We start from the raw sequence: 19,412 nt of genomic DNA, 5'->3' as shown, positions 1-19,412 counted from the left end.
CGGCCGTCACTTGAGCTGGGACTCGGTGTAGTAGCCGCCGTCGACCAGGACTTCGCGGTAGTTGCCCTTGTCGACGCTGACCGGCTGGAGCAGATAGGCGGGCACGACCTTGGCACCGTTGTCATAGGTCTTGGAGTCGTTGACCTCGGGCTTCTTGTCCTTGAGGGTGGCGTCCACCATGTTCGCGGCGACCTCGGCGAGCTTGCGGGTGTCCTTGTAGACCGTCTGCGTCTGCTCCCCGGCGATGATCGACTTCACCGACGCCAGCTCCGCGTCCTGCCCGGTGACGACCGGCAGCGGCTTGCTCTTCGGGCCGTAGCCGTCCGACTTCAGCGCGGACAGGATGCCGATGGAGATGCCGTCGTACGGGGAGAGCACCGCGTCCACCCGGCCGGAGCGGTACGCCGAGGTCAGCAGGTCCTCCATGCGGTGCTGGGCGGTGGTGCCGTCCCAGCGCAGGGTGGTGACCTGGTTGAGCGCGGTCTGCCCGGACCTCACCACGAGCTGCTTCCTGTCGATGTACGGCTGGAGCACCTTCATCGCGCCGCCGAAGAAGTACTTGGTGTTGTTGTCGTCGTTGGACCCGGCGAACAACTCGATGGAGAACGGCCCCTTCTTGCCGCTGTCCAGCCCCAACGTGTGCGTGATGTACGTGCCTTGCAGCTCGCCGACCTTCTCGTTGTCGAAGGAGGCGTAGTAGTCCACGTTCTTGGTTCCGAGGATCAGCCGGTCGTAGGCGATGACCGGGATGTGGGCGTCGGCGGCCTCCTGGAGCACGTTGTTCAGGGACTTGTTGTCGATCGCCGCGATGATCAGGCCCTTGACGCCCTGCGTGATCAGGTTCTCGATCTGGGCGACCTGGGTGTCCGGGTCGTCCTCGCCGTACACGAGCTTGGTCTTGTACCCCTTGGCGTGCAGGTCCTTGACGACGTTGTCGCCGTCCGCGATCCAGCGCTCGGAGGACTTGGTCGGCATGGCGACGCCGATGGTGCCGCCCTTGGCACCGCCGCCCTTGTCCTCGCTGCCGCCCTCGCCGCTCTGCCCGCAGGCGGTCAGGGTGAGGGCGAGTACGGCGGTCGCGGCGAGGGCGACTCTGCGGGGGCGTGCGGTGTAGCGGTCGCGCATGGGGAACCGTCCTTGTTCGTCTCGGCGTTGGGTGTCTCGGCGTTGAGCGGGTCGGGCCGTGCGGGGTGTGTCCTTCGGGGCAGGCGGTGGTGGTGCGGGTGCTACGGATTCACGCGGTCACGGGGAAGCGGCGCAGGGGGCCGGGGAGGCGGGTGCCGAGCGGGGCCATGCCGTGGTCGGCGCCGTGCCGGGCGAGCAGGTCGAGGACCAGCCGGCCGCGTCGTACCCGCTCCCGCGCGGTGTCCAGGGCGACGCTCCTGAGGTGGGCGCCCCACGGGTAGATGCCGGGCGCCTTCGACAGGCCGAACTTCAGATACAGCGGGGCGCCGCGCCGGATCAGCTCGGCCACCTCGTACATCCGCACCTGGCCGCCGAGGTCGTCCGGCGCCTCGATGTACATGTCCATGGGGGCGCCGGACACCCGGCGGATCTCGGTGAGATGGGCGAGGGTGAGATCACCGGGCACGTTGATCGAGTCGGCGCCCAGCCGCTCGAACACCGCGTAGGAGACCGGGTTGACCGGGCCGATGAGCGCGGAGACCTTCAGCGTGGTGTCCGCCGGGAGCACCCCCGACTCGCGCGCCCGGTGCAGCGCCCACAGCACGCCCTCGTCGGCCACCAGCAGGCAGCGCACGCCCAGTTCGGTCGCGCGCACCGCGTCCTCGACACAGCCGGCCACCGCGTCGTGACCCCGGGCGCGCGGACCGCCGCCGCCCGAGTCGGAGCGTACGGCTCCGCCGGTGTCCCAGGTGCCGCGCGGCCCGGTGAACAGGCAGAGCTCGATGCCGCGTTCGCGGGTCGCCCCGGCCATCTCGGTGATCTCGGCGTCCGTGAGCATCCAGACACCGCTGCCCTGGCTGATCCGGTGCACCGGCACGTCCAGCCGCGCCGCCTCGGCCAGCACGACGGCCAGTGCCTCGGGCCCCTCGCACGACGGGATCTCGGTACGCCAGCTCCCGCCGCCCGGGAAGCAGTGCGGGGAGGCGTCGGCGGGGTCGGGGGCGGGCGCGGCGAGCCCCAGAGCGGCGAGCGCCTGCTCGCCGGGCCTGCGGACTGCCGGAGCGGAAAGGTCGGTCACGGGCTGCCTTTCGTGTTCGGTATGCCGGACAGGGTTCGGATCTTCGGGCGTGCGGGCCTCCTGGTGGCACTGGTGCGCAGGTCAGGGCAGCAGGAGCACCTTCCCGGGTCCCGCCGCTTCGACCGCCCGCGCGAACTCGGTCAGCGGCAGCCGGTGCGACACCAGCGGCAGTGGGTCGAGGAGACCGGCGCCGAACAGCCGTACCGCGTGCGCCCAGGCGACCGGGGGAGCGCCGAAGACCGTCCGCACCTCAAGGCGTCGTACGACGAGGTCGGCGGGGTCCAGCCCCACGGCGCCCGGCGCCGGGATGCCGGTGAGGACCAGGCGGCCGCCGCGCCGGAGCAGGGTGGAGGCGGTGAACGCGGCTTCGGCGGAGCCCGCGGCCTCGATCACCACGTCGTAGCCGCCGGGAAGGTCCGGGCCGCTCACCGCGAAGTCCGTGGCGCCGAACTCCTTTGCCAGCGGCTCGCGTTCGCGGTCGAGCCCCACCACCAGGAGTTCCCTGGGAGAGACCGCGGCGAGGAACCGCACCGCGAGCATCCCGAGCGTCCCCGTGCCGACCACCGCGACCCGCTCGCCCGGCCGGGCGTCGGCCAGCAGGGCGGCGGCCGCGACGCAGGCGGCGGGCTCAAGGAGGGCGGCCGCGGTGAGGTCGGCGTCGTCGGGCAGGGGGTGCAGCAGCCGGGCGGGCAGGGTGAGGGTGGGGGCCATCGCGCCGGGCTGGGTGAAGCCGGTCTCCTCGTACCCCGCCTCGCAGAGCGTGGTCTCGCCCGTGTGACAGCGGGCGCACACCTGGCAGTTGCGGAAACCCTCGCCGACCACCTTGCGGCCGACCAGGTGTTCCGGCACCCCGGCGCCCACCGCGCGGACGGTGCCGGACCACTCGTGCCCCGGGACCACGGGGTAACGCACGTACGGCGCGGGCCGGTTGCCCCGGTACAGCTCGCGGTCGCTGCCGCAGACGCCGACCGCGTGCACGGCGACCAGGGCCTCGCCGGGGCCCGGTTCGCGGGGCGTGTGCGGCTCCAGGCGGTGCGTGCCCGGCGCCTCGACCACCACCTGCACGCTCACCGCGTCGCCCTCCACCCGGACACTCACTTCGTCCCCTTCGGCCGGCGCCGCTCCCAGCCCTCGGCCCACAGGTCGAACCGGGCTTGCTGCTGCGGGAATTCGGCCGCCGCGTCGGTGTCCAGCTCGACGCCGAGGCCGGGGGTGTCGGAGAGGTGGAAGTAGCCGTCGACCACCTCGGGGGCGCCCTTCACCACCGTCTTGATCTCCGCGTCCGCGAAGTCGTTGAAGTGCTCCAGGATCTTGAAGTTCGGGGTGCTGAAGCCGACTTGGAGCGAGGCGGCGGTCAGGACCGGGCCGCCCACGTTGTGCGGGGCGAGCAGCAGGTAGTGGGTCTCGGCGGTCGCGGCCAGCTTGCGGGTCTCCCAGATGCCGCCGATGTGACCGACGTCCGGCTGGAGGATGTCCGCCGCCTGGCTCTCGAACAGCTCCCGGAACTCGATCCGGTCGTGCATCCGTTCCCCGGTGGCGATCGGGACGTCCACCTTGGCGGCCACCTTCTCCAGCGCCTTGAGGTTCTCCGGCGGCACCGGCTCCTCCAGCCAGGCGGGGTCGAAGGGCGCCAGTTCGCGGGCGAGGCGGATCGCGGTGGCGGGGGAGAAGCGGCCGTGCATCTCCAGCATGAGTTCGGTGTCCGGCCCGATCGCGTCCCGTACGGCCTCGATCAGCGAGACGGCGTACCGGGTGCGCTCGTGGTCCAGCTCGAAGTGGCCGGTGCCGAACGGGTCGATCTTCAGCGCCCGGTACCCCCGCGCCACGACCGCGCGGGCCGCCTCGTGGTACGCCTCCGGAGTGCGCTCGGTGGTGTACCAGCCGTTCGCGTACGCCTTGACGCGGTCGGTGACCTTTCCGCCGAGCAGCTGCCACACCGGTACGCCGAGCGCCTTGCCCCTGATGTCCCAGCAGGCCGTCTCGACCACCGCGATGCCCGACATCACGATCTCCCCGGCCCGGCCGAAGTCGCCGTACTTCATCCGGCGGGCCAGGTCCTCCACGGCGAACGGGTCCGAGCCCGCGATGTGGTTGGCCTCGGCCTCCCGCAGATAGCCGATCAGGGCGTCGGTGTGCCCGAGCATCCGGGTCTCCCCGACGCCGGTGAGCCCCTCGTCCGTGTGGACCTGCACATAGGTCAGGTTCCGCCACGGTGTGCCGACCACATGGGTGCTGATTCCGGTGATACGCACGCCCCGCCCACCCCTCGGTGTTCGAAATTTCGTCATGCGTTCGAAATGCTGGCGTGACAGTAGGGAGGGGGCGCGGGGGGTGTCAATGGGTTGAGCGGGCAACCGTTCCGGCAAGCGGAGGTGGACCAGCTCTAGTCCCGCTTCTCGTACCGCTCGCGCGCCAGCTCGCGCACGTCGCCGATCGTGCTCCACTCGTTCCCGCCCAGCCTGGCCAGGGGGCGCAGCAATCCGATGTCGGGCCGCCCGTCCACCAGGGCGTCCTCGTCGACGACCACGTGCACGACCCGGCCGAACACCACCGTCGAGTCGCCCAGGCCCAGCGTCGCGTGCAGCACGCACTCGATCGCCGCCGGCGAGTCAGCCACACGCGGCGGACGCACCTTCAGCGAGGGCTCCTGTGCGATGCCCACGGCGTCGAACTCGCCCTCGTCGCGCGGGAAGTCGGTCGCGGTCGCGTTGATCTCGGCGAACAGCGGCTCCGGAGCGAGATTGACGACGAACTCCCCGGTGGCCTCCACGTTGTGCAGCGAGTCCTTCCGCCCCACCGAGGTGAACTGCACGATCGGCGGGTCGGTGGAGGCGACCGTGAAGAAGGAGTGCGGAGCGAGGTTCGGCAGAGAGCGGTCCGGGCTGACCGTGGACACCCAAGCGATCGGCCGCGGCACCACCACCGAGGTGAGCAGGCGGTAGAAGTCGCGGGCGGGCATGTTCGCAGGATCGAAGTCAACGCGCATACCTGTAAGTATCCAGGTCGGCACGGAGGCGGCGAATCGTAGCCCGGATCGCAGCACCGCCAAGCCCTGGTCCCGACGGAAAGTGCCCGATGCCGGCAGGCGCCGAGCCCTGGAACACCACCGCCATGACCAACCGACCCCTCCGCTCACCCTCCCGTTCCAGGCCGAACGGGCCTCCTTCGTTACCTCCGGCTGGAAGGGAGTCGTCGGAGATGAGAGAGCGGGCGCGGACGCTGCTCCAACTGCCGGCCCGGGAACGCGGCTGGACGGCCCCGCCTGTCGACGGCTTCGGCCGCTGGCGATAATCGACCGATGAGCGCCATCGACCGACCTATGCCGCCCCTGAACACCGACGAGCGCACGACGCTTGAGAGCTGGCTCGACTTTCACCGCACCACACTGGCCATGAAGTGCGAGGGTCTGGACGATGAGCAGGCCGCCGTCGCGTCCGTGCCGCCGTCCGGCTTCACGTTGACGGGCCTGGTCCAGCACATGGCGGAGGTGGAGCGGAACTGGTTCCGCCGCGTGCTCGCCGGCGAACAGGCCCCGCCCATCTACGACCCGCAGGCCGACCCGGATGCCCCCGACGGCGGTTTCGACGTGGCTGAGGGCGCCGCCCTGAGCGACGCCCTCGCCACCTGGCACGCGGAGATCGCCCGCGCCCGCGAGCACTGCGCCGACCGTGCGCTGACCGATACGGGCCGCTTCATGGAGCAGGACGTCAACCTCCGCTGGATCTACGTCCACATGATCGAGGAGTACGCCCGCCACAACGGCCACGCCGACCTCGTCCGGGAACGCATCGATGGCACCACCGGCGTTTAGCGCCGGATCAGGCAGCGTCAGCCCTGGCGACGACAGCGCGTAGGCGCTGGTCGCCGGGGCGGCCTGAGCCGAGCGGAATTCCGGAGTTCCCCCGAAGCAGTTCAACTCGGGGAGCGCATCAAGGACTTCACCAGGGAAGCATCAGCGAACAGGCTCGGAGCCACGACTCCCCTGGCCATCGAGAGCTGACCTTCAGAACCCCAACTCGGCAAGGATCGCCGCCTCCTTCTCCGGGGAGATCCCATGCTCGGCCCAACGAGGATGCTCGACGGGTACCCCGCCAGACTGCGTCCACTCCCACGTAGCGCGAACGGTCTCCGTGAGAGGCCGGCATCGGAGACCGGCCACCTGCGCGCCCGAAGAATCGACGTTCCATACGCCCGTATTGGTGCGCCAGAGCGGCAGCTCGGTCCACTGCCGCACGCCGTGCGCCACGAGGAGATCGTCAGGTGCCCAGACAAGCTCGCCGGCGCCCCCGGTCGCATCGACGCAGGTGCCGAGGAAGCCGCCCACGGTCGCGTGGTCCAACGGCGCGGTCACGTTGAACTCACCACCGCTTGACGAAGCAGCCTGCTCCAGCGCGAACGCTGCCACGTCGCGTACATCCACCGGTTGGATCGCCTTGTCCGGGACGCCCGGAGCAAGGATCGCCCCACCCTTGGAAGCCCGCCGCAGCCACCACGGAAGGCGGCCCACGTATTCCCCGGGCCCCAGGATGACGCCAGGCCGCAGGATCGAGACACGGGAAGCGCCGAACGCCTCCTTCGCCGCACGCTCGGCGCCGGCCTTCTGCCGACCGTAGTACCAGTCCGGTCCGTCCCAATTCGCCGGAAGACGACCATAGTTCACGTCGGCGTCAGCGGGTGCGTCGAGCAGCTCCGAGGATTCCGTGAGCGGCTCGTCCGGCCATCCGCGGTAGGCGTTCACGGTCGAGATATAGACGTACTTCCGCGCGACGGGTTCCAGTGCCCGCGCTCCCGCCAGCACGTCGCGCGGGGCAAGCTCGGAGGCCGAGGTGTCGACCACGGCATCCCAAGGCCCCTGCTGCGCCAAGCGCACCAGATCCCCGCGTACGGTGCGATCTCCGTGAATCTCGCGCGTTCCGTCCGGCGCGGAGCCGGACCTTCCCCTGTTGAAGGCATCCACCGACCACCCTTGATCGAGTGCGGCCTGAACAACTGCCCGTCCGAGGAACCAGGTTCCGCCAAGCACCAGAATCTGCACGACGCCGATCCTGCCCCTCCGTTTGCCCTGTGTGCCACCACCACGGCATGTCCCGCGTTGCCCGACCGGCTGGGGAGCCATCGAGGCCGTTCGGGGCAGGAGCCTGCTCGATGTGCCGCTCGATGCCACGCGGATTCTCTTGCAGCCAGCCTGGCGGCATGTCCATCTCCTGGCGGTCCAGCGTCACAGCGTTCGAGCGGATTCCGGGCCGGCATGGCGTCGCCGCTGGCGCCTGCACCGTGGAGGCGGCGTGGGCTGCCTTCGAGGAGTTCATGCAGATGCCGGTCGAGGGCGTTGAGGGGCCTGAGGGCCACGGGGACGGCTTCCTAGTCGAGTGGGGCGTCTGGCACTGGACCGGAAACCGGCCCGCGCTGTCCCTTAAGCGACTGCCGACGGTCAACGAGGACGGCGATCGGCAGCATCCGTACTGGCAGCCCCCGTACTGGAAGGCGGAGTTCCAGGCATGCTTCGCCGAGGACCCTGCCTGGGCGGACCTACACGTCAGCGGTGGCGGAGACAGCGGCTTCGATCACGCTGCCATTGGCGAGCCCAGAGGGGATGCGCTCCTCAGCGCAATGTGGCGGTCCGCTCCGATCGACATCGAAGTCACGCTCGACCGGGCAGGTTGGCCGCACCTCCGAGGCAGATGGTGGCGGTCTTGGCGTACCGGGTGTCGATGCACCGTTCGACCGTGTTCCGCTGCTTGTGTGCCTCGCGGCCGAAGGTCGGTGGACGGCCGCCGAGCCGCTTGTAATTGGCGCCCTGGCCGGAGGACCGCGGGATCACGGCCCGAATCCCGCGCCTGCGGAGACGGGGCCGGATCGCGCGGGACGAACAGGCCTTGTCGGCCAGGACCGCATCCGGTGTCGTCCTGGGGCGGCCGGTTCGTCGCGGTACCCGTAACCGGGACATGACCTCAGGGAATGCTGGTGCATCGCCTGCGTGGCCGGGCGTGAGGAAGAAGGCGAGCGGGCGGCAGCGGCTGTCGGGGGCGAGGTGGATTTTGGGGGTCGGTCCGCCGAGGGATCGTCCGAGGGCATCGTGGTCCGGCTCGGCGGCCGGGGCCCCTTTTGACGGGCCCTGGTGGCGTGCTGGTGGGCGCGGATGATGGTGGAGTCGACCGCGACGTGAGTCGAAGTACTCGAACAGGTTCGTCCAGGGGGCCGGTGCGGTCCTTAAGGGCGATCGCGTCGATGACCTGCCGGTGATCCCGCCCGATCTTGCTTTGCAGGGGTGTCGGCTGAGGGCGGATTCCCCTGCTTACCCTGCGCGCGGAGGAGCCACGAGGAAAGCCGAACTTCGTCCGGTGCCGAGGTGCGATCTTTGCCTTGCGTGCTTGGATCACGCAAGACCCGCTTCCTGGGATCAGGAGAAGGGACTGTCCCCGCGTGCGCGGGGAGCACAAGATCATCGGCGTGGGCATCGACGACCCCAAGGGACCATCCCCGCGTGCGCGGGGAGCACAGGGGGTGACCTGGGCCTACGTCATTGCCGAGCGCTGTTTTTGCCCACTTTCCAAGAACTGGACTATTGAGTCACAGTATGCCAAAGAGTCGGCTGCGTCTGTGGTCAAATTGGTCACCTCGTAACGTGGGCCTGGCTTGGTGCTCTCTTCCGGCCGGCAGGCCGACCTTCTCGCGGTGGTGAAGAAGGCCCGCCGAACTTCCGCGGAGTGCCCGGCGTGGAACCTCGAATGGACTGGCCATGCAAGCCTTCCGGAATGGTCAGCATCAGCCGGGTAGGTCTCGCCGGCGCGTCGACAGGTGTACCGGCGCATGGTTGCAGGCCGCAGAGCGTGGCACCAGGACGACCGTGAGATTGCCGCTCGTCGCTCCAATCTGAAGCGTGATGTCCTCGATGGGTCATGACCATTGGCTGGGCAGGGCGGCTCGGGCGGTGTGGGCCAAGCGTGACCATGACTCCGCTGGTTGGTTGCCCCCGGCGCATGGAGGACAGTGCCGGGGTCGCGGGGCTGCTGTGGGACAGGTGGCTGCCCGTAGCCGTGCGTACGCTGATTGCCGAGGCGCTCCCGGGTGAAGAGGCGGACGGGCGTGTCCTCGCCGTGTGGCTGGCCGGCGTGCACGATAGCGGGAAGGCCACGCCCGCGTTTGCCTGCCAGGTGGACGGCCTGGCCGACGCGATGCGCGATCAGGGTCTGGAGATGCGTTCCCGGCAGGCGATGGGGTGCGATCGCCGGCTCGCTCCCCACGGACTGGCGGGGCAGTCGCTGTTGGGGGAGTGGCTGGAGGACCGCTGCGGGTGGGCCCCAGGGCGAACCGGCCAGTTCACCGTTGCCGTCGGCGCCCATCACGGCACTCCCCCCGAGCACGGTCAGATCAAAGCCGCTTTCGCGCATGAGGAGTTGCTGCGTACGCCCGGGCCGAGCGCGTGACTTCCACACCGCGCACCACGGTGTCACCGGCAAGTCGATGCCGCTCTCCGAGCGTTACTGCGTCGCCGACGCCGTCTTCGTAGCCGCCGTCGAGGGCGAGTACGCGTTGCTCACCGCTCTGCACGCCGCCCTGCGCAACCCGGTCTGTCCGCTCTGCCTCGGCTGTCGGTCCTGCCCCCCGGCCGAGCTTGTCGAGCTGGATCTGCGCGTCAACTCCCGCGTGGAGAAGGTCCTGCGCGATCTGCCCTGGCAGGCCTCGAAGTGGTATCGCAAACGCCGTCCCAGCGGCCTGACCGTGCTGCGGGAGAAGAGGGCGGACGAGGTGAACCCGGCGGACGCCCTGCGTGACCAAGCCCTTGAGCTTCGCCGTCGAACACCGCCGCCACGGCCTGCGCCCCGTCATCACCGAAACGGTGCCGCTGCCGGGAGCCCCGGTCGGTTCCACCCCTTGGTACGACCCCTTCGAGGCATTGCCCGACGACCACTTTGCGATTCCGGACGAAGAAGGCGCCTGATGTTTCTCTCCCGCTTCCGTATCAACACAGCGCGTCCCGGGGCCCGTCGGCTCCTGTCCTCGCCGCAGGCGATGCACGCCGCTGTGATGTCCTCGTTCCCCGGCGTGCTGCCCAGCGACGTCCCGGCTCCCGATACCCCCCCCGCGTCCTGTGGCGTCTCGAACGGCGAGTACGGGCCGAGGTGTTCCTCTACGTCGCCGGCCCCGACCGCCCGGACATGACTCACCTCGTCGAGCAGGCCGGCTGGTCGGCCACGGCCGATTCGGACAACCCGGCCTGGCAGACCCGTTCTTGCAAACTGCTCCTCGACCAGCTGGCCGCCGGTGACCGCTGGGCCTTCCGGCTTACCGCGAACCCTGTCCACTCCGTCCGCCGAAAGGACGGGGAACCCACGAAGCTCACCGCTCACGTCACTCCCACGCATCAGGAGGGCTGGCTCCTCGACCCCGTCCGGCAGCAGCGCTGCGGATTCCGCGTCCTCGAGAAGCACGATGCCGAGAGGCTCTTGCCCGAGGGCATCACGTCAGGCAGCGCCCCCGAACACGGCGACCGTCACCAGCTCACCGTCAGGACGGCGCGCTCCCTGTCCTTCGACAAGTCCTGCGGCCCCGACAGCAAACGTCGGGGCAAGCCGGCGGCCTGCTCACTCTCGCCCCGATCGGCCCCGCTCCGCAGACGACCGAATGGCGACGGTCTCCCAACGCGCGGCGCTGACTCCCCCGGCATCTCACCCGCGTCGGCGATCGGCTCTCCTTCGTATACCTGGAGCGCTGCACGGTTCACCGGGACGCCAACGCGATCACCGCGCAGGACGCGGAAGGCACCGCCCACATACCCTCCGCGACCATCGGCACCCTCCTGCTGGGCCCCGGAACACCAGGCGATGAGCGTCCTGGGGGAGACCGGCGCCGCCGTCTGCCGGATCGGCGAGCACGGCGTGCGCTTCTACGCCTCCGCGCGCGCTGAGCCGTTCCTCCGCTCTCATGGAGGCCCAGGCCCGCCCATGGGCGAATCCGCGCAGCCGTCTCGCCGGCGCTCGCGAGATGTACCGGCTGCGCTTTCCCGACGAAGACCCGGCCGGCCTCACCCGGCGGGAACTCCTCGGCCGTGAGGGCCGCCGCGTCAAGGACCGATACCGCGCCCGGGCCGCCCGCACCGGGGTGTCCTGGCGCGGGCGCCGCTACGTTCCCGGTGACTTCCAGGCCGGCGACGCCGTGAACCAGGCCGTCACCACGGCCGCCCAGTGCGGGTACGGCATCGCGCACGCCGCCGTCGCCTCCCCCGGGTTCGTCCAGTCCGTACAGGACCGACATCGGCATCCCACTCGCGTTCGACGTCGTAGCCGAGAGCGAGGAGGACGCCGGCGCCCGTACCCGCCACGCTCTGCGAGACCGCATCAACGTACGATGGGGCGGCTTTTTGTGGGTATGTCGATTTCAGTGAAAGTGCTGAAAACCGGCTCTGCGCGCACGTAAAGCCGCAGTTCACGGACTGTGCTCCCCGCCCGCGCGGGGATGGTCCCGCACCAGGTCGTCCGGCGATCCTGCCGGGCCGGTGCTCCCCGCCCGCGCGGGGATGGTCCCGCACCAGGTCGTCCGGCGATCCTGCCGGGCCGGTGCTCCCCGCCCGCGCGGGGATGGTCCCGCACCAGGTCGTCCGGCGATCCTGCCGGGCCGGTGCTCCCCGCCCGCGCGGGGATGGTCCCGGGCCGAGGGTCAGACCACAGGGGGCGCCCCAGTGCTCCCCGCCCGTGCGGGGACGGTCCCTGCTGCGGCGCCAGGAAGAGGGTCCACGCCGGGTGCTTCCAGGGCCCGTAGCGTTCGGGTAGGTCGAGCCGGGTGCCACCCGTGCCCCGCTTCCGCAGGATCCCGCTGACCACCTGGCGGCGGTCCCGCACCGGCCGGCCCGTCCGGCGAGGGTCCAGCAACGGCTCGATCGCCGCCCACGACTCATCAGCCGGCCCCGGTCCTTCCTCTTCGGCAGCCGGTGAAGCTCTGCCACGGTCCGGGTGGTGGTCCCGCTAAGCGCGACGTCACCCAGAGGGCGGTGTCCTGTGTCTCGCGTCGATGCCTCGGTCCAGTAAGCCGCGCCGGTCGCGTTCGCGCAGGCGGGCGGCAGGGTTCAGTCCGTTGGCCAGGTGTGTACCGGGGCGTTGAGGTGCATGTAGTCGATGTATGTCTCGGTCATCCGGCGGAGCGCCTCGTGCCGGCCTGCCTCGGTGGTGGCGTCGAAGCGGTGGAAGACCTCCTTCTGCCACACGGCCCCGTTGCGCGCCGTGACGCAGCGCTGTTCGATGATGCCGAGGAGCGGCTCGCGCCAGGCCGCGTCCATGCCGGACAGCTCAAGGCCCCGGTGCGCGAGGGGCAGCAGCCGGCGCAGCACCAGTTCGGGGACCGGCACCTCGCCCATGCCCGGCCAGTACAGCAGCGCGTCGATGCCGTTGCGGGCCGCCGTGTGCAGGTTCTCCTCGGCCGCCGCGAACGACATCCGCGACCACACAGGGCGGTCCTCCTCCACCAGGGCGCGGGTCAGGCCGTAGTAGAACGCGCCGTTGGCGAGGGTGTCCGCGACCGTCGGACCGGCGGGCAGCACCCGGTTCTCGATGCGGACGTGCGGCTTGTCGTGCGCGACCGCGTAGACGGGCCGGTTCCAGCGGTAGATGGTGCCGTTGTGCAGGGTCAGTTCGCCCAGCTCCGGGATGTCGCCCCGGTCCAGCGTCTCGCCGGGGTCCTGCTCGTCGCACAGCGGCAGCAGCGCGGGGAAGTAGCGCAGGTTCTCCTCGAACAGGTCGAAGACGCTGTTGATCCACCGCTCCCCGAACCACACCCGGGGCCGTACCCCCTGGACCTTGATCTCCTCGGGGCGGGTGTCGGTGGCCTGCTCGAACAGCGGGATACGGGTCTCGTGCCACAGCTCCCGGCCGAACAGGAACGGGGAGTTGGCCGCCAGCCCCACCTGCACCCCGGCGATGGCCTGCGCCGCGTTCCAGTACGGCGCGAACTCCTCGGGCGAGACCTGGAGATGGAACTGGGTGCTGGTGCACGCGGCCTCCGGGGTGATGGTGTCCGCCCAGGCGCGCAGCCGGTCCACCCCGTCCACCTCAAGGCGCAGATCCTCGCCCCGGGCCGCGAACACCTGGTCGTTGAGCAGGCGGTAACGCGGGTTCTCCGACAGGGACTTCTCGCCGATGTCCTCCTGGCGCAGGGTGGGCAGGATGCCGACCATCACCAGGCGCGCGCCCACCGTCCTGGCCCGGTCCTCCGCGTGGTTGAGCGCGCCGCGGATCTCCGCCTCCCAGGCGTCCGGACCGCCCGAAGTCAGCCCGCGCGGCGGCACGTTGATCTCCAGGTTGAACCGGCCCAGCTCCGTCGACCAGGCGGGGTCCGCGATCGCCTCCAGCACGTCGACGTTGCGCATCGCCGGTTCGGCGCCGGAGTCCACCAGGTTCAGCTCGATCTCCAGGCCGACCCGCGGCCGCTCGGACTCGAAGCGTGACTCGCGGAGCATCTGCGCGAACGCGTCCAGGCACTCCTGCATCTTGGTCCGGTACCGGCGGCGGTCCTCGCGGGTGAAGACGAGCGCCGGGACGTCACGTCCCATCGGCCCTCCTGGATTCCCTCCTCGGACACCTTCTCCACCCCAGCGTCGCACCACCCGGGCCGGCCCACCACGCGGACCGGAACGGGCCGTGCGCGCCCCGCTACCCCGGCTCCAGCGCGCGCGCCACCAGCAGCGCCACGTCGTCGTGGTCGTCCGGGTGCCGCAGCCCGTACAGCAGCAGGTCGCAGGTCTCCTCCAGGGGGCGGGCGGGCTCGTCCAGGAAGCCCAGCAGCGTCCGGAGCCGGTCGTCGATGGCGTGCTGGCGGGTCTCCACCAGCCCGTCGGTGTAGAGCACCAGCAGATCGCCGGGGACCAGTTCGACGGTGGCCGCCTCGAAGGGCACCCCGCCGACCCCGAGCGGCGCGGCCGTGGGCAGGTCCACGAACCGGGGCGGCTCGCCGGGCCGGGCCAGGGCGGGCGGCAGATGGCCCGCGTTGGCGATGGTGCACCGGCCGGTGGCGGGGTCGTACACCGCGTACAGGCAGGTGACGATGTAGTGCTCCAGATCGCAGGTGATCTTGTCCAGGTGGCGCAGGATCGACTCCGGCCGCAGATCCAGGTCCGCGTAGGCGCAGGTCGCGGTGCGCAGGCGGCCCATGGTGGCGGCCGCGTCGATGCCGTTGCCCATCACGTCGCCCACCACCAGCGCCGTCTTGCCGTCCTCCAGCGGGATCACGTCGTACCAGTCGCCGCCGACCTCGCTGGTGGACTGCGCGGGCTGGTAGCGGGAGGCCACCTCCAGGCCTGTGTGCCGGGGGGAGTGGTCGGGCAGCAGACTGCGCTGGAGGGTGAGCGCGGTGTTGCGCACGCTCTGGAACCAGCGCGCGTTGTCGATCGCCACCGCCGCCCGCCCGGCGATCTCCGCCGCCAGCACCACGTCGTCCTCGTCGAACGGCAGCGGATTGCGGGTCCGCTTCAGGTCCAGCGCGCCCAGCACCTCGCCGTGCGCGATGAGCGGCACGGCCAGATACGAGTGCACCCCGGCCTGCGCAAGCAGCTCGCCGGCCTGCTCGTCGCGCGCGATGCGCGGCAGGTCCTCGGGGCCGACCCGGGCCACGAGGACCGGACGCCCGGTGTGCACGCACAGCGTCACCAGCCGGTCGCCCTCGTACGCCGCGAGGTCGCCGGGCGGGTCGGCCGCGCGCAGCGCCTCGGTGGGATGGGCCGCCTTCAGCGCGAGCGCCCGGAACAGCTCGGGCCCCTCGTCGGGGCGGCTCGAACGGCGGCAGGCCAGCGCGGCGTCCAGCACGTCCACCGCGACCACGTCCGCCAGCTCGGGCGCCGCGACCTCGGCCAGCTCGTCGGCGGTCTGCTGCACCTCCAGGGTGGTCCCGATCCGGGCCGAGGCGTCCGCGATCAGCGCCAGCCGTCTGCGCGCCCGGTCCGCCTCCCCGGCCGCCCGGTGCCGCTCGGTGACGTCCACCACCGAGGCGGCCGCGCCGAGCACCCGGCCGCGCGGGTCCTCCAGGCGGTAGAACGACAGCGACCAGGCGTGCTCGTTCTCGGGATCGCCCGGCAGCCGCCCCACGTGGTACTGGTCGAGCAGCGGCAGCCCGCTGGCGAGCACATGGCGCAGCGCGGACTCCACCGTGCTCACGTCCGGGAACGGCATCGTGTCCCGCAGCCGCCGCCCGATGTGCTCCGCCGCGGGCATCCCGTCGATGCGCTCCAGCGCCGGGTTGACCAGCAGATAGCGCAGATCCGGGTCGAGCAGGGCGAGCCCGATGGGAGACTGGTTCACCAGCCGCTCGCACAGCGCCAGATCGGTCTCCACGCGCTGGAGCACCGTGTGGTCGGCGGCGATCCCCAGGGCGTAGACCTCGCCGACGTCGTTCAGCAGCCGCATGGTGCGGAACTCGGTCAGCCGGCTGGAGCCGTCCTTGTGCCGCACCGGGAAGGTGCCCGCCCAGCCCCGGCCCGTCCGCAGCACCTCGGTGAACAGGTTCACGGCCGCCTGCAGCTGGGACGGGTCGATGAGCAGCCGCGCCGCGTACTGGCCGAGCGCTTCCTCGGCGCTGTAGCCGAACAGGTCCGCGGCCTGCGGCGACCAGAAGACGATCCGCCCGGAGGGCTCCAGCGCCACCGCGGCCACGCTCAGCATGTCCAGCAGACCGGTGGGCCGCGGCTCCTCGGGGTGGTGGCCGTCGTCCGCCAGGAAGGAGTCCACTGCCATCCCGCCACCTCCACCGCCGGTACGAGCGCCCGGGACGTACCTCCATGCTGCCTCCGCCGCCGGGGAGAGCGCACCGCAGAAGCGGGGGCGGGTGCCGCTCAGTCCTCGTCGGCTTCGGGGCGGGGGTCGTCGTGCCGGTCCTTGTCCAGGTCCTGGTGGCCGTGGCCCTTGTCCGGGTTCTCGCCGTCCGGGTTCTCGCCCTCCTGGCCCTCGCCGTCCCGGTCCTCGTCGTGCGACGGCAGCCAGTGGTGCTCGCAGAACCAGCGTCCGAACAGCGCGCCGCCGTACACCACGAACCCGACCCCGATCAGCCACGACGACACCACGAGGACGGTGCCGACCGCGCCGTAGCTTAGCGCGTTGGTGACGATCAGCGGGGTGAAGACCAGGGTGGAGAAGGCGCGCAGCCCGGCGAGTCCGACGACGGTGGCGAGCGCGCCCGGCAGCAGGAGGTACCAGCGGACCTGGCCGCCGAGCAGGAACCACGGGCCCCACCAGAAGAACAGCACGGTGGTGAGCGTGGTGAGCGCGACCCGGGGGGAGCCGTGCAGCGACACCTTCGTCTGCACCTCCTGGTACAGGTACGCCATCAGCACCGCCAGCCAGGTCGCCTGCCGCCAGACCCGGTGCCAGGGACCGGCCGGGAGCCCCCACACGCGCTCGAAGGCGTTCTGCACGCTGCCGCCGAAGGACACGCCGAACAGCGCGAGCATCAGGATGCTCCACGCGCTGGTGGTGCCGATGACCTCGCGCGGCGGGCTGAACACGTCCGTGAGCACCTGCGCGGATGTGCCCGAGAGCCCCATGCCGTCCGCCAGCCAGGACGCGAAACCGCCCCGTACCAGCGGATCGGCCGCCGCGACCACGATGAGCAGCGGGGCGAGCGTGACCAGCGAGAGCGTGGCGAACCCCATCGCGCGGTGCATCAGCTCCAGCTCGCGGCCGCGCCGGAGCAGGGCGGGCAGCCCGACCCACTCCCAGGCGCGGTGGAGGCCGCGCCGCCACTGGCTCACGCTCTCGACTCCCCTGCACACCGCACTCGGACCGACTCCGTCTCCTGCCCCGATCATCCGCCTGGGCGGCACGGAGCGCCCGGCCGCGGGGCCGTGGGCGGGCCAGAGTGGTGAACGGGTGTGCCGTACGGGTCAGGGGGCCGACGCGTTCCCGGGGTTCAGGGACTCTCCGTCTCCTCGTCCGGCGGGTAGGTGATGCGGCCGTCCTCGATGTGCGCGTGCGGGTCCAGGGCGGCCGGCTTCGTGGACGTGGCCGACATGATGTGCCCGACGTCGGCGCCCGCGACGAGCAGCGCGTCCGTGATGAGCCTGCGGTGGCAGCGCCAGGGCACCGCCTCGCTGCACATGATGGCCGGCTTGCCCTCCCCGGCCAGCTCCAGCAGCTCGTCCAGGCCCTCGCGGAACTCGTCGGTGGCCATGTGGTCGGCGTAGTCACGGAACGCCTTGACCCGCCAGGCCCCGTTGGGCGTCGGCACGTCCTTGGGCGTGTACCGCCGGCCGCCCAGCTTGGGGATCCAGCGGTACTCGATGTCGTCCGGCAGGGCCTCGGCGACGGCGTCCTGGTTCCACTGCGGGAACTTGCGCGAGGACGGGAAGGAGCGCACGTCCACCAGGTGGGTGATGCCGTTCGCGCGCAGCATCGCCACCACGTCGTCGAAGTCACGCGTGGAATGACCCACCGTGCAGACGTGCTTCCGTCCGTCGCCCTCGTCCTCGCGCCGCGTCGCGGCCCGTCGTTTCCCGGGCAACCCGGGCCGTCAGACCTGTACGGGCCGCACGTGGACGCGGCCGCTGACGACCTTGACCTCCCAGTCCGGCTCGTGCACGGACGCCGGGCCCCGGACCGCCTCGCCGTCGTCCAGGCGGAACTCGCTGCCGTGCCACGGGCACTGCACACACCCGTCGGAGGTGACCTTGCCCTCGTGCAGGGGGCCGCCGGCGTGGGTGCAGGTGTCCGACAGCGCGTACACCTTGCCGTCGTGCCGTACGACGACGACCGGCACACCGTCCGCCTCGCACCGTACGAGCTTGTTCTCGCTCAGTTCGGCCAGCGCCACGACCTCGGTCCAGTCCGAGGCGGGCTCCTGGAACGCGGTGTGGCTGACGCCGACACCGTCGACGAACGACAGATGGCCGCCGAGGTAGGCGGCTCCGGCCGCGATGCCCAGGCCCAGCAGGCTCAGCGCGGCACCCGCGCGGTGGTGGCCCGTGCGGCGCGCCAGCCAGGAGCTCGCCTGCACCACGGAGGCGGCGGAGTTGCCCATCGCGTGCACCAGACCGACGCGCTGCGGCGGGCCGTAGGTGTCGGCCCAGTCGGACGCGCCGGTCGCCGCGGCGGGCACCGTCGCGAGCAGACCGAAGCCGATGAGCCGCTGCGCGGCGGCGTTCCCGGACTCTCCGGTCGTCAGATCCAGCACGGTGGCCATGGTCCACGCGCCGATGGGCAGGTCCGTGAGCAGGGGGTGCAGCGCGTGGCCCAGCCAGGTGCCGGACAGCGCGTCCTTGACCGGGGCGCTGCGCGTCGCGCGCCCCACCAGACCGGCGGCCTTGCCCGCCGGACCGTCCAGCACCTGCATGTTCCCGATCTCGTTGATGGCGTCCTCGACCAGCTTGGGCATGACAGTCGCTCCTCGTCGCGGGCGGGCGGACATGTCGAGCGGCCTCCCGGGCGCTTCCGCCTCATGATCCCACCGCCCGGGTACCCCGGCCACCGGAGCATGTGCGCGGCGAGAGACGGGAGTTCACAGCAGAGGGGGGCCGGCGGAGTGTGTCCGGGCTCAGCCCCGCCCCCACGCCTCCGGGCCGCCGCCCCGCCACTCGACCCAGGGGCCGGACGCCACGTCCGACGCCTCGACGTCCTCCATCCCCGCGCGGCGCAGGAACTCGGCCACGTCAAGGAGCGTGTACGCCATCCCCACGAACCGGTCCCCGACGCGCACCCGGCGTCCCCCGTCCTCGGCGGGCGGGTACACGACTACGGGGGGCATGGCGGCCATCCCCCCAGCGTGGCCCCGGACGCGGGCGGCCGCACGCGCGGTTGCTCCAGGGCGGGGTGTCCGCTGTGGGGTGCCCACCTGGCTACTCCACGGCGGGGTCCTCCTGGCTGCACCGCACCGCCGCCTTGACCGCCTCCTCCAGGCGGCCCGGGTCCTCGCCCGTCGCCGTCGCGTACGAGGTGATCGCGTCCTGTACGGCGTCGTAGACCGCACGCCACCGCTGCCGCTGCGCGTCGTACTCGGCGCCGGTGAGACCGGCGAGCCGGGCCCGCTCGATCTCGGCGGAACGCTCCAGCGCGATCAGGCTGTCGGGGATGTCTGCCACGAGGGGATCGTAAGCCGGGGGCGCGCGGCCCGCGCCCCGGGCGACGAGGGGTCTGTGCGGAGGCGGGCCGTATATCCGTAGCCGAAGGCCCGGCGGACGGGTCCGGGATCTTTCTTTCACCTGATCGGGTGATTGACCAATCCGCCGGACCGTCGGGAC

At 71.4% G+C, this 19,412-nt stretch carries 16 protein-coding genes and 4 pseudogenes; 6 read left to right on the top strand and 14 right to left on the bottom strand.

All coding sequences use genetic code 11. The features are described 5' to 3' along the window. Positions 1-6 precede the first annotated feature (6 nt). From chvE to AB0898_RS21535, 5 genes are all read right to left on the bottom strand, one after another. Entirely contained in the window at positions 7-1,125 is a 1,119-nt protein-coding gene (chvE, locus tag AB0898_RS21555) for a multiple monosaccharide ABC transporter substrate-binding protein (RefSeq protein WP_366804554.1), read from the bottom strand. 109 nt (positions 1,126-1,234) lie between these two features. Further along, complete coding sequence (locus AB0898_RS21550; RefSeq protein ID WP_366804553.1) at positions 1,235-2,203, bottom strand: hypothetical protein; 969 nt, start codon at positions 2,201-2,203, stop codon at positions 1,235-1,237. An 81-nt stretch (positions 2,204-2,284) separates the two neighbouring features. Continuing rightward, positions 2,285-3,274 carry an alcohol dehydrogenase catalytic domain-containing protein gene (locus AB0898_RS21545; protein WP_366804605.1) on the bottom strand — a complete coding sequence of 330 codons (990 nt, stop codon included), beginning with the start codon at positions 3,272-3,274 and terminating at the stop codon, positions 2,285-2,287. A gap of 23 nt (positions 3,275-3,297) precedes the next feature. Further along, on the bottom strand, positions 3,298-4,455 hold the full coding sequence (locus AB0898_RS21540) for a mandelate racemase/muconate lactonizing enzyme family protein (protein WP_366804552.1): 1,158 nt from the start codon (positions 4,453-4,455) through the stop codon (positions 3,298-3,300). Between the two features lie 131 nt (positions 4,456-4,586). Further along, positions 4,587-5,189: a flavin reductase family protein gene (locus tag AB0898_RS21535; protein WP_366804551.1), complete on the bottom strand. Its 603-nt coding sequence runs from the start codon at positions 5,187-5,189 to the stop codon at positions 4,587-4,589. 312 nt (positions 5,190-5,501) lie between these two features. Between AB0898_RS21535 and AB0898_RS21530 the strand changes: the two genes are divergently transcribed. Beyond that, positions 5,502-6,014, top strand: coding sequence for a DinB family protein (locus AB0898_RS21530; protein WP_366804550.1), 513 nt, complete (start codon positions 5,502-5,504; stop codon positions 6,012-6,014). 192 nt (positions 6,015-6,206) lie between these two features. Here AB0898_RS21530 and AB0898_RS21525 read toward each other — a convergent pair whose 3' ends face one another. Together AB0898_RS21525 and AB0898_RS21520 are read right to left on the bottom strand one after the other, a co-directional pair. Next, the gene (locus AB0898_RS21525) at positions 6,207-7,238 is read right to left on the bottom strand and encodes an NAD-dependent epimerase/dehydratase family protein (RefSeq protein ID WP_366804549.1); all 1,032 of its coding nucleotides are present in this window, start codon (positions 7,236-7,238) and stop codon (positions 6,207-6,209) included. A gap of 672 nt (positions 7,239-7,910) precedes the next feature. Then, positions 7,911-8,365 (bottom strand): annotated as a pseudogene (locus AB0898_RS21520) (transposase); the annotation flags it as partial. Positions 8,366-9,183: 818 nt separating this feature from the next. On the opposite strand from AB0898_RS21520, the gene AB0898_RS21515 reads away from it, so the two are divergent. The 5 genes and pseudogenes from AB0898_RS21515 to AB0898_RS21490 form a co-directional block, all read left to right on the top strand. Then, positions 9,184-9,630, top strand: coding sequence for a CRISPR-associated endonuclease Cas3'' (locus tag AB0898_RS21515; RefSeq protein WP_366804548.1), 447 nt, complete (start codon positions 9,184-9,186; stop codon positions 9,628-9,630). Continuing rightward, positions 9,593-9,874, top strand: a pseudogene (locus tag AB0898_RS21510) (type I-E CRISPR-associated protein Cas5/CasD); the annotation flags it as partial. The gene AB0898_RS21515 and the pseudogene AB0898_RS21510, both read left to right, overlap by 38 nt. A 100-nt stretch (positions 9,875-9,974) precedes the next feature. After that, entirely contained in the window at positions 9,975-10,145 is a 171-nt protein-coding gene (locus AB0898_RS21505; RefSeq protein ID WP_366804613.1) for a hypothetical protein, read from the top strand. Further along, positions 10,145-10,779 (top strand): annotated as a pseudogene (locus AB0898_RS31880) (type I-E CRISPR-associated protein Cas6/Cse3/CasE); the annotation flags it as partial. The gene AB0898_RS21505 and the pseudogene AB0898_RS31880, both read left to right, overlap by 1 nt. 49 nt (positions 10,780-10,828) lie before the next feature. Continuing rightward, a pseudogene (locus AB0898_RS21490) lies at positions 10,829-11,546 on the top strand (type I-E CRISPR-associated endonuclease Cas1); the annotation flags it as partial. A 720-nt stretch (positions 11,547-12,266) separates the two neighbouring features. Here the strand turns inward: AB0898_RS21490 and AB0898_RS21485 are convergent. From AB0898_RS21485 to AB0898_RS21455, 7 genes are all read right to left on the bottom strand, one after another. Then, positions 12,267-13,745 (bottom strand): glutamate--cysteine ligase, encoded by a 1,479-nt coding sequence (locus AB0898_RS21485; RefSeq protein WP_366804547.1) that lies wholly within the window; start codon positions 13,743-13,745, stop codon positions 12,267-12,269. 100 nt (positions 13,746-13,845) lie between these two features. Then, positions 13,846-15,918, bottom strand: a complete 2,073-nt coding sequence (locus tag AB0898_RS21480; protein ID WP_366804546.1) for a SpoIIE family protein phosphatase — start codon at positions 15,916-15,918, stop codon at positions 13,846-13,848. 98 nt (positions 15,919-16,016) lie between these two features. After that, positions 16,017-16,931 carry a ribonuclease BN gene (locus AB0898_RS21475; protein WP_366804545.1) on the bottom strand — a complete coding sequence of 305 codons (915 nt, stop codon included), beginning with the start codon at positions 16,929-16,931 and terminating at the stop codon, positions 16,017-16,019. Between the two features lie 158 nt (positions 16,932-17,089). Further along, positions 17,090-17,611, bottom strand: coding sequence for a DUF488 domain-containing protein (locus AB0898_RS21470; RefSeq protein WP_366804544.1), 522 nt, complete (start codon positions 17,609-17,611; stop codon positions 17,090-17,092). Positions 17,612-17,689: 78 nt separating this feature from the next. Beyond that, positions 17,690-18,550 carry a Rieske 2Fe-2S domain-containing protein gene (locus AB0898_RS21465; protein ID WP_366804543.1) on the bottom strand — a complete coding sequence of 287 codons (861 nt, stop codon included), beginning with the start codon at positions 18,548-18,550 and terminating at the stop codon, positions 17,690-17,692. Between the two features lie 159 nt (positions 18,551-18,709). After that, entirely contained in the window at positions 18,710-18,928 is a 219-nt protein-coding gene (locus tag AB0898_RS21460; RefSeq protein WP_366804542.1) for a hypothetical protein, read from the bottom strand. 82 nt (positions 18,929-19,010) lie between these two features. Beyond that, positions 19,011-19,253, bottom strand: coding sequence for a hypothetical protein (locus AB0898_RS21455; protein ID WP_366804541.1), 243 nt, complete (start codon positions 19,251-19,253; stop codon positions 19,011-19,013). Positions 19,254-19,412 lie beyond the last annotated feature (159 nt).

This window comes from Streptomyces sp. NPDC005435, assembly GCF_040703155.1.
GTDB lineage: Bacteria > Actinomycetota > Actinomycetes > Streptomycetales > Streptomycetaceae > Streptomyces.
The sequence above is the reverse complement of the archived record's forward strand: the minus strand, read 5'-3'. Positions and strand labels throughout refer to the sequence as shown.

Coding starts and splice junctions, on each gene's coding strand:
- chvE (WP_366804554.1), bottom strand. CDS start 1,125: ATGCGCGACCGCTACACCGCACGCCCCCGCAGAGTCGCCCTCGCCGCG.
- AB0898_RS21535 (WP_366804551.1), bottom strand. CDS start 5,189: ATGCGCGTTGACTTCGATCCTGCGAACATGCCCGCCCGCGACTTCTAC.
- AB0898_RS21530 (WP_366804550.1), top strand. CDS start 5,502: ATGAGCGCCATCGACCGACCTATGCCGCCCCTGAACACCGACGAGCGC.
- AB0898_RS21515 (WP_366804548.1), top strand. CDS start 9,184: ATGGAGGACAGTGCCGGGGTCGCGGGGCTGCTGTGGGACAGGTGGCTG.
- AB0898_RS21485 (WP_366804547.1), bottom strand. CDS start 13,745: ATGGGACGTGACGTCCCGGCGCTCGTCTTCACCCGCGAGGACCGCCGC.
- AB0898_RS21480 (WP_366804546.1), bottom strand. CDS start 15,918: ATGGCAGTGGACTCCTTCCTGGCGGACGACGGCCACCACCCCGAGGAG.
- AB0898_RS21465 (WP_366804543.1), bottom strand. CDS start 18,550: ATGCCCAAGCTGGTCGAGGACGCCATCAACGAGATCGGGAACATGCAG.
- AB0898_RS21460 (WP_366804542.1), bottom strand. CDS start 18,928: ATGGCCGCCATGCCCCCCGTAGTCGTGTACCCGCCCGCCGAGGACGGG.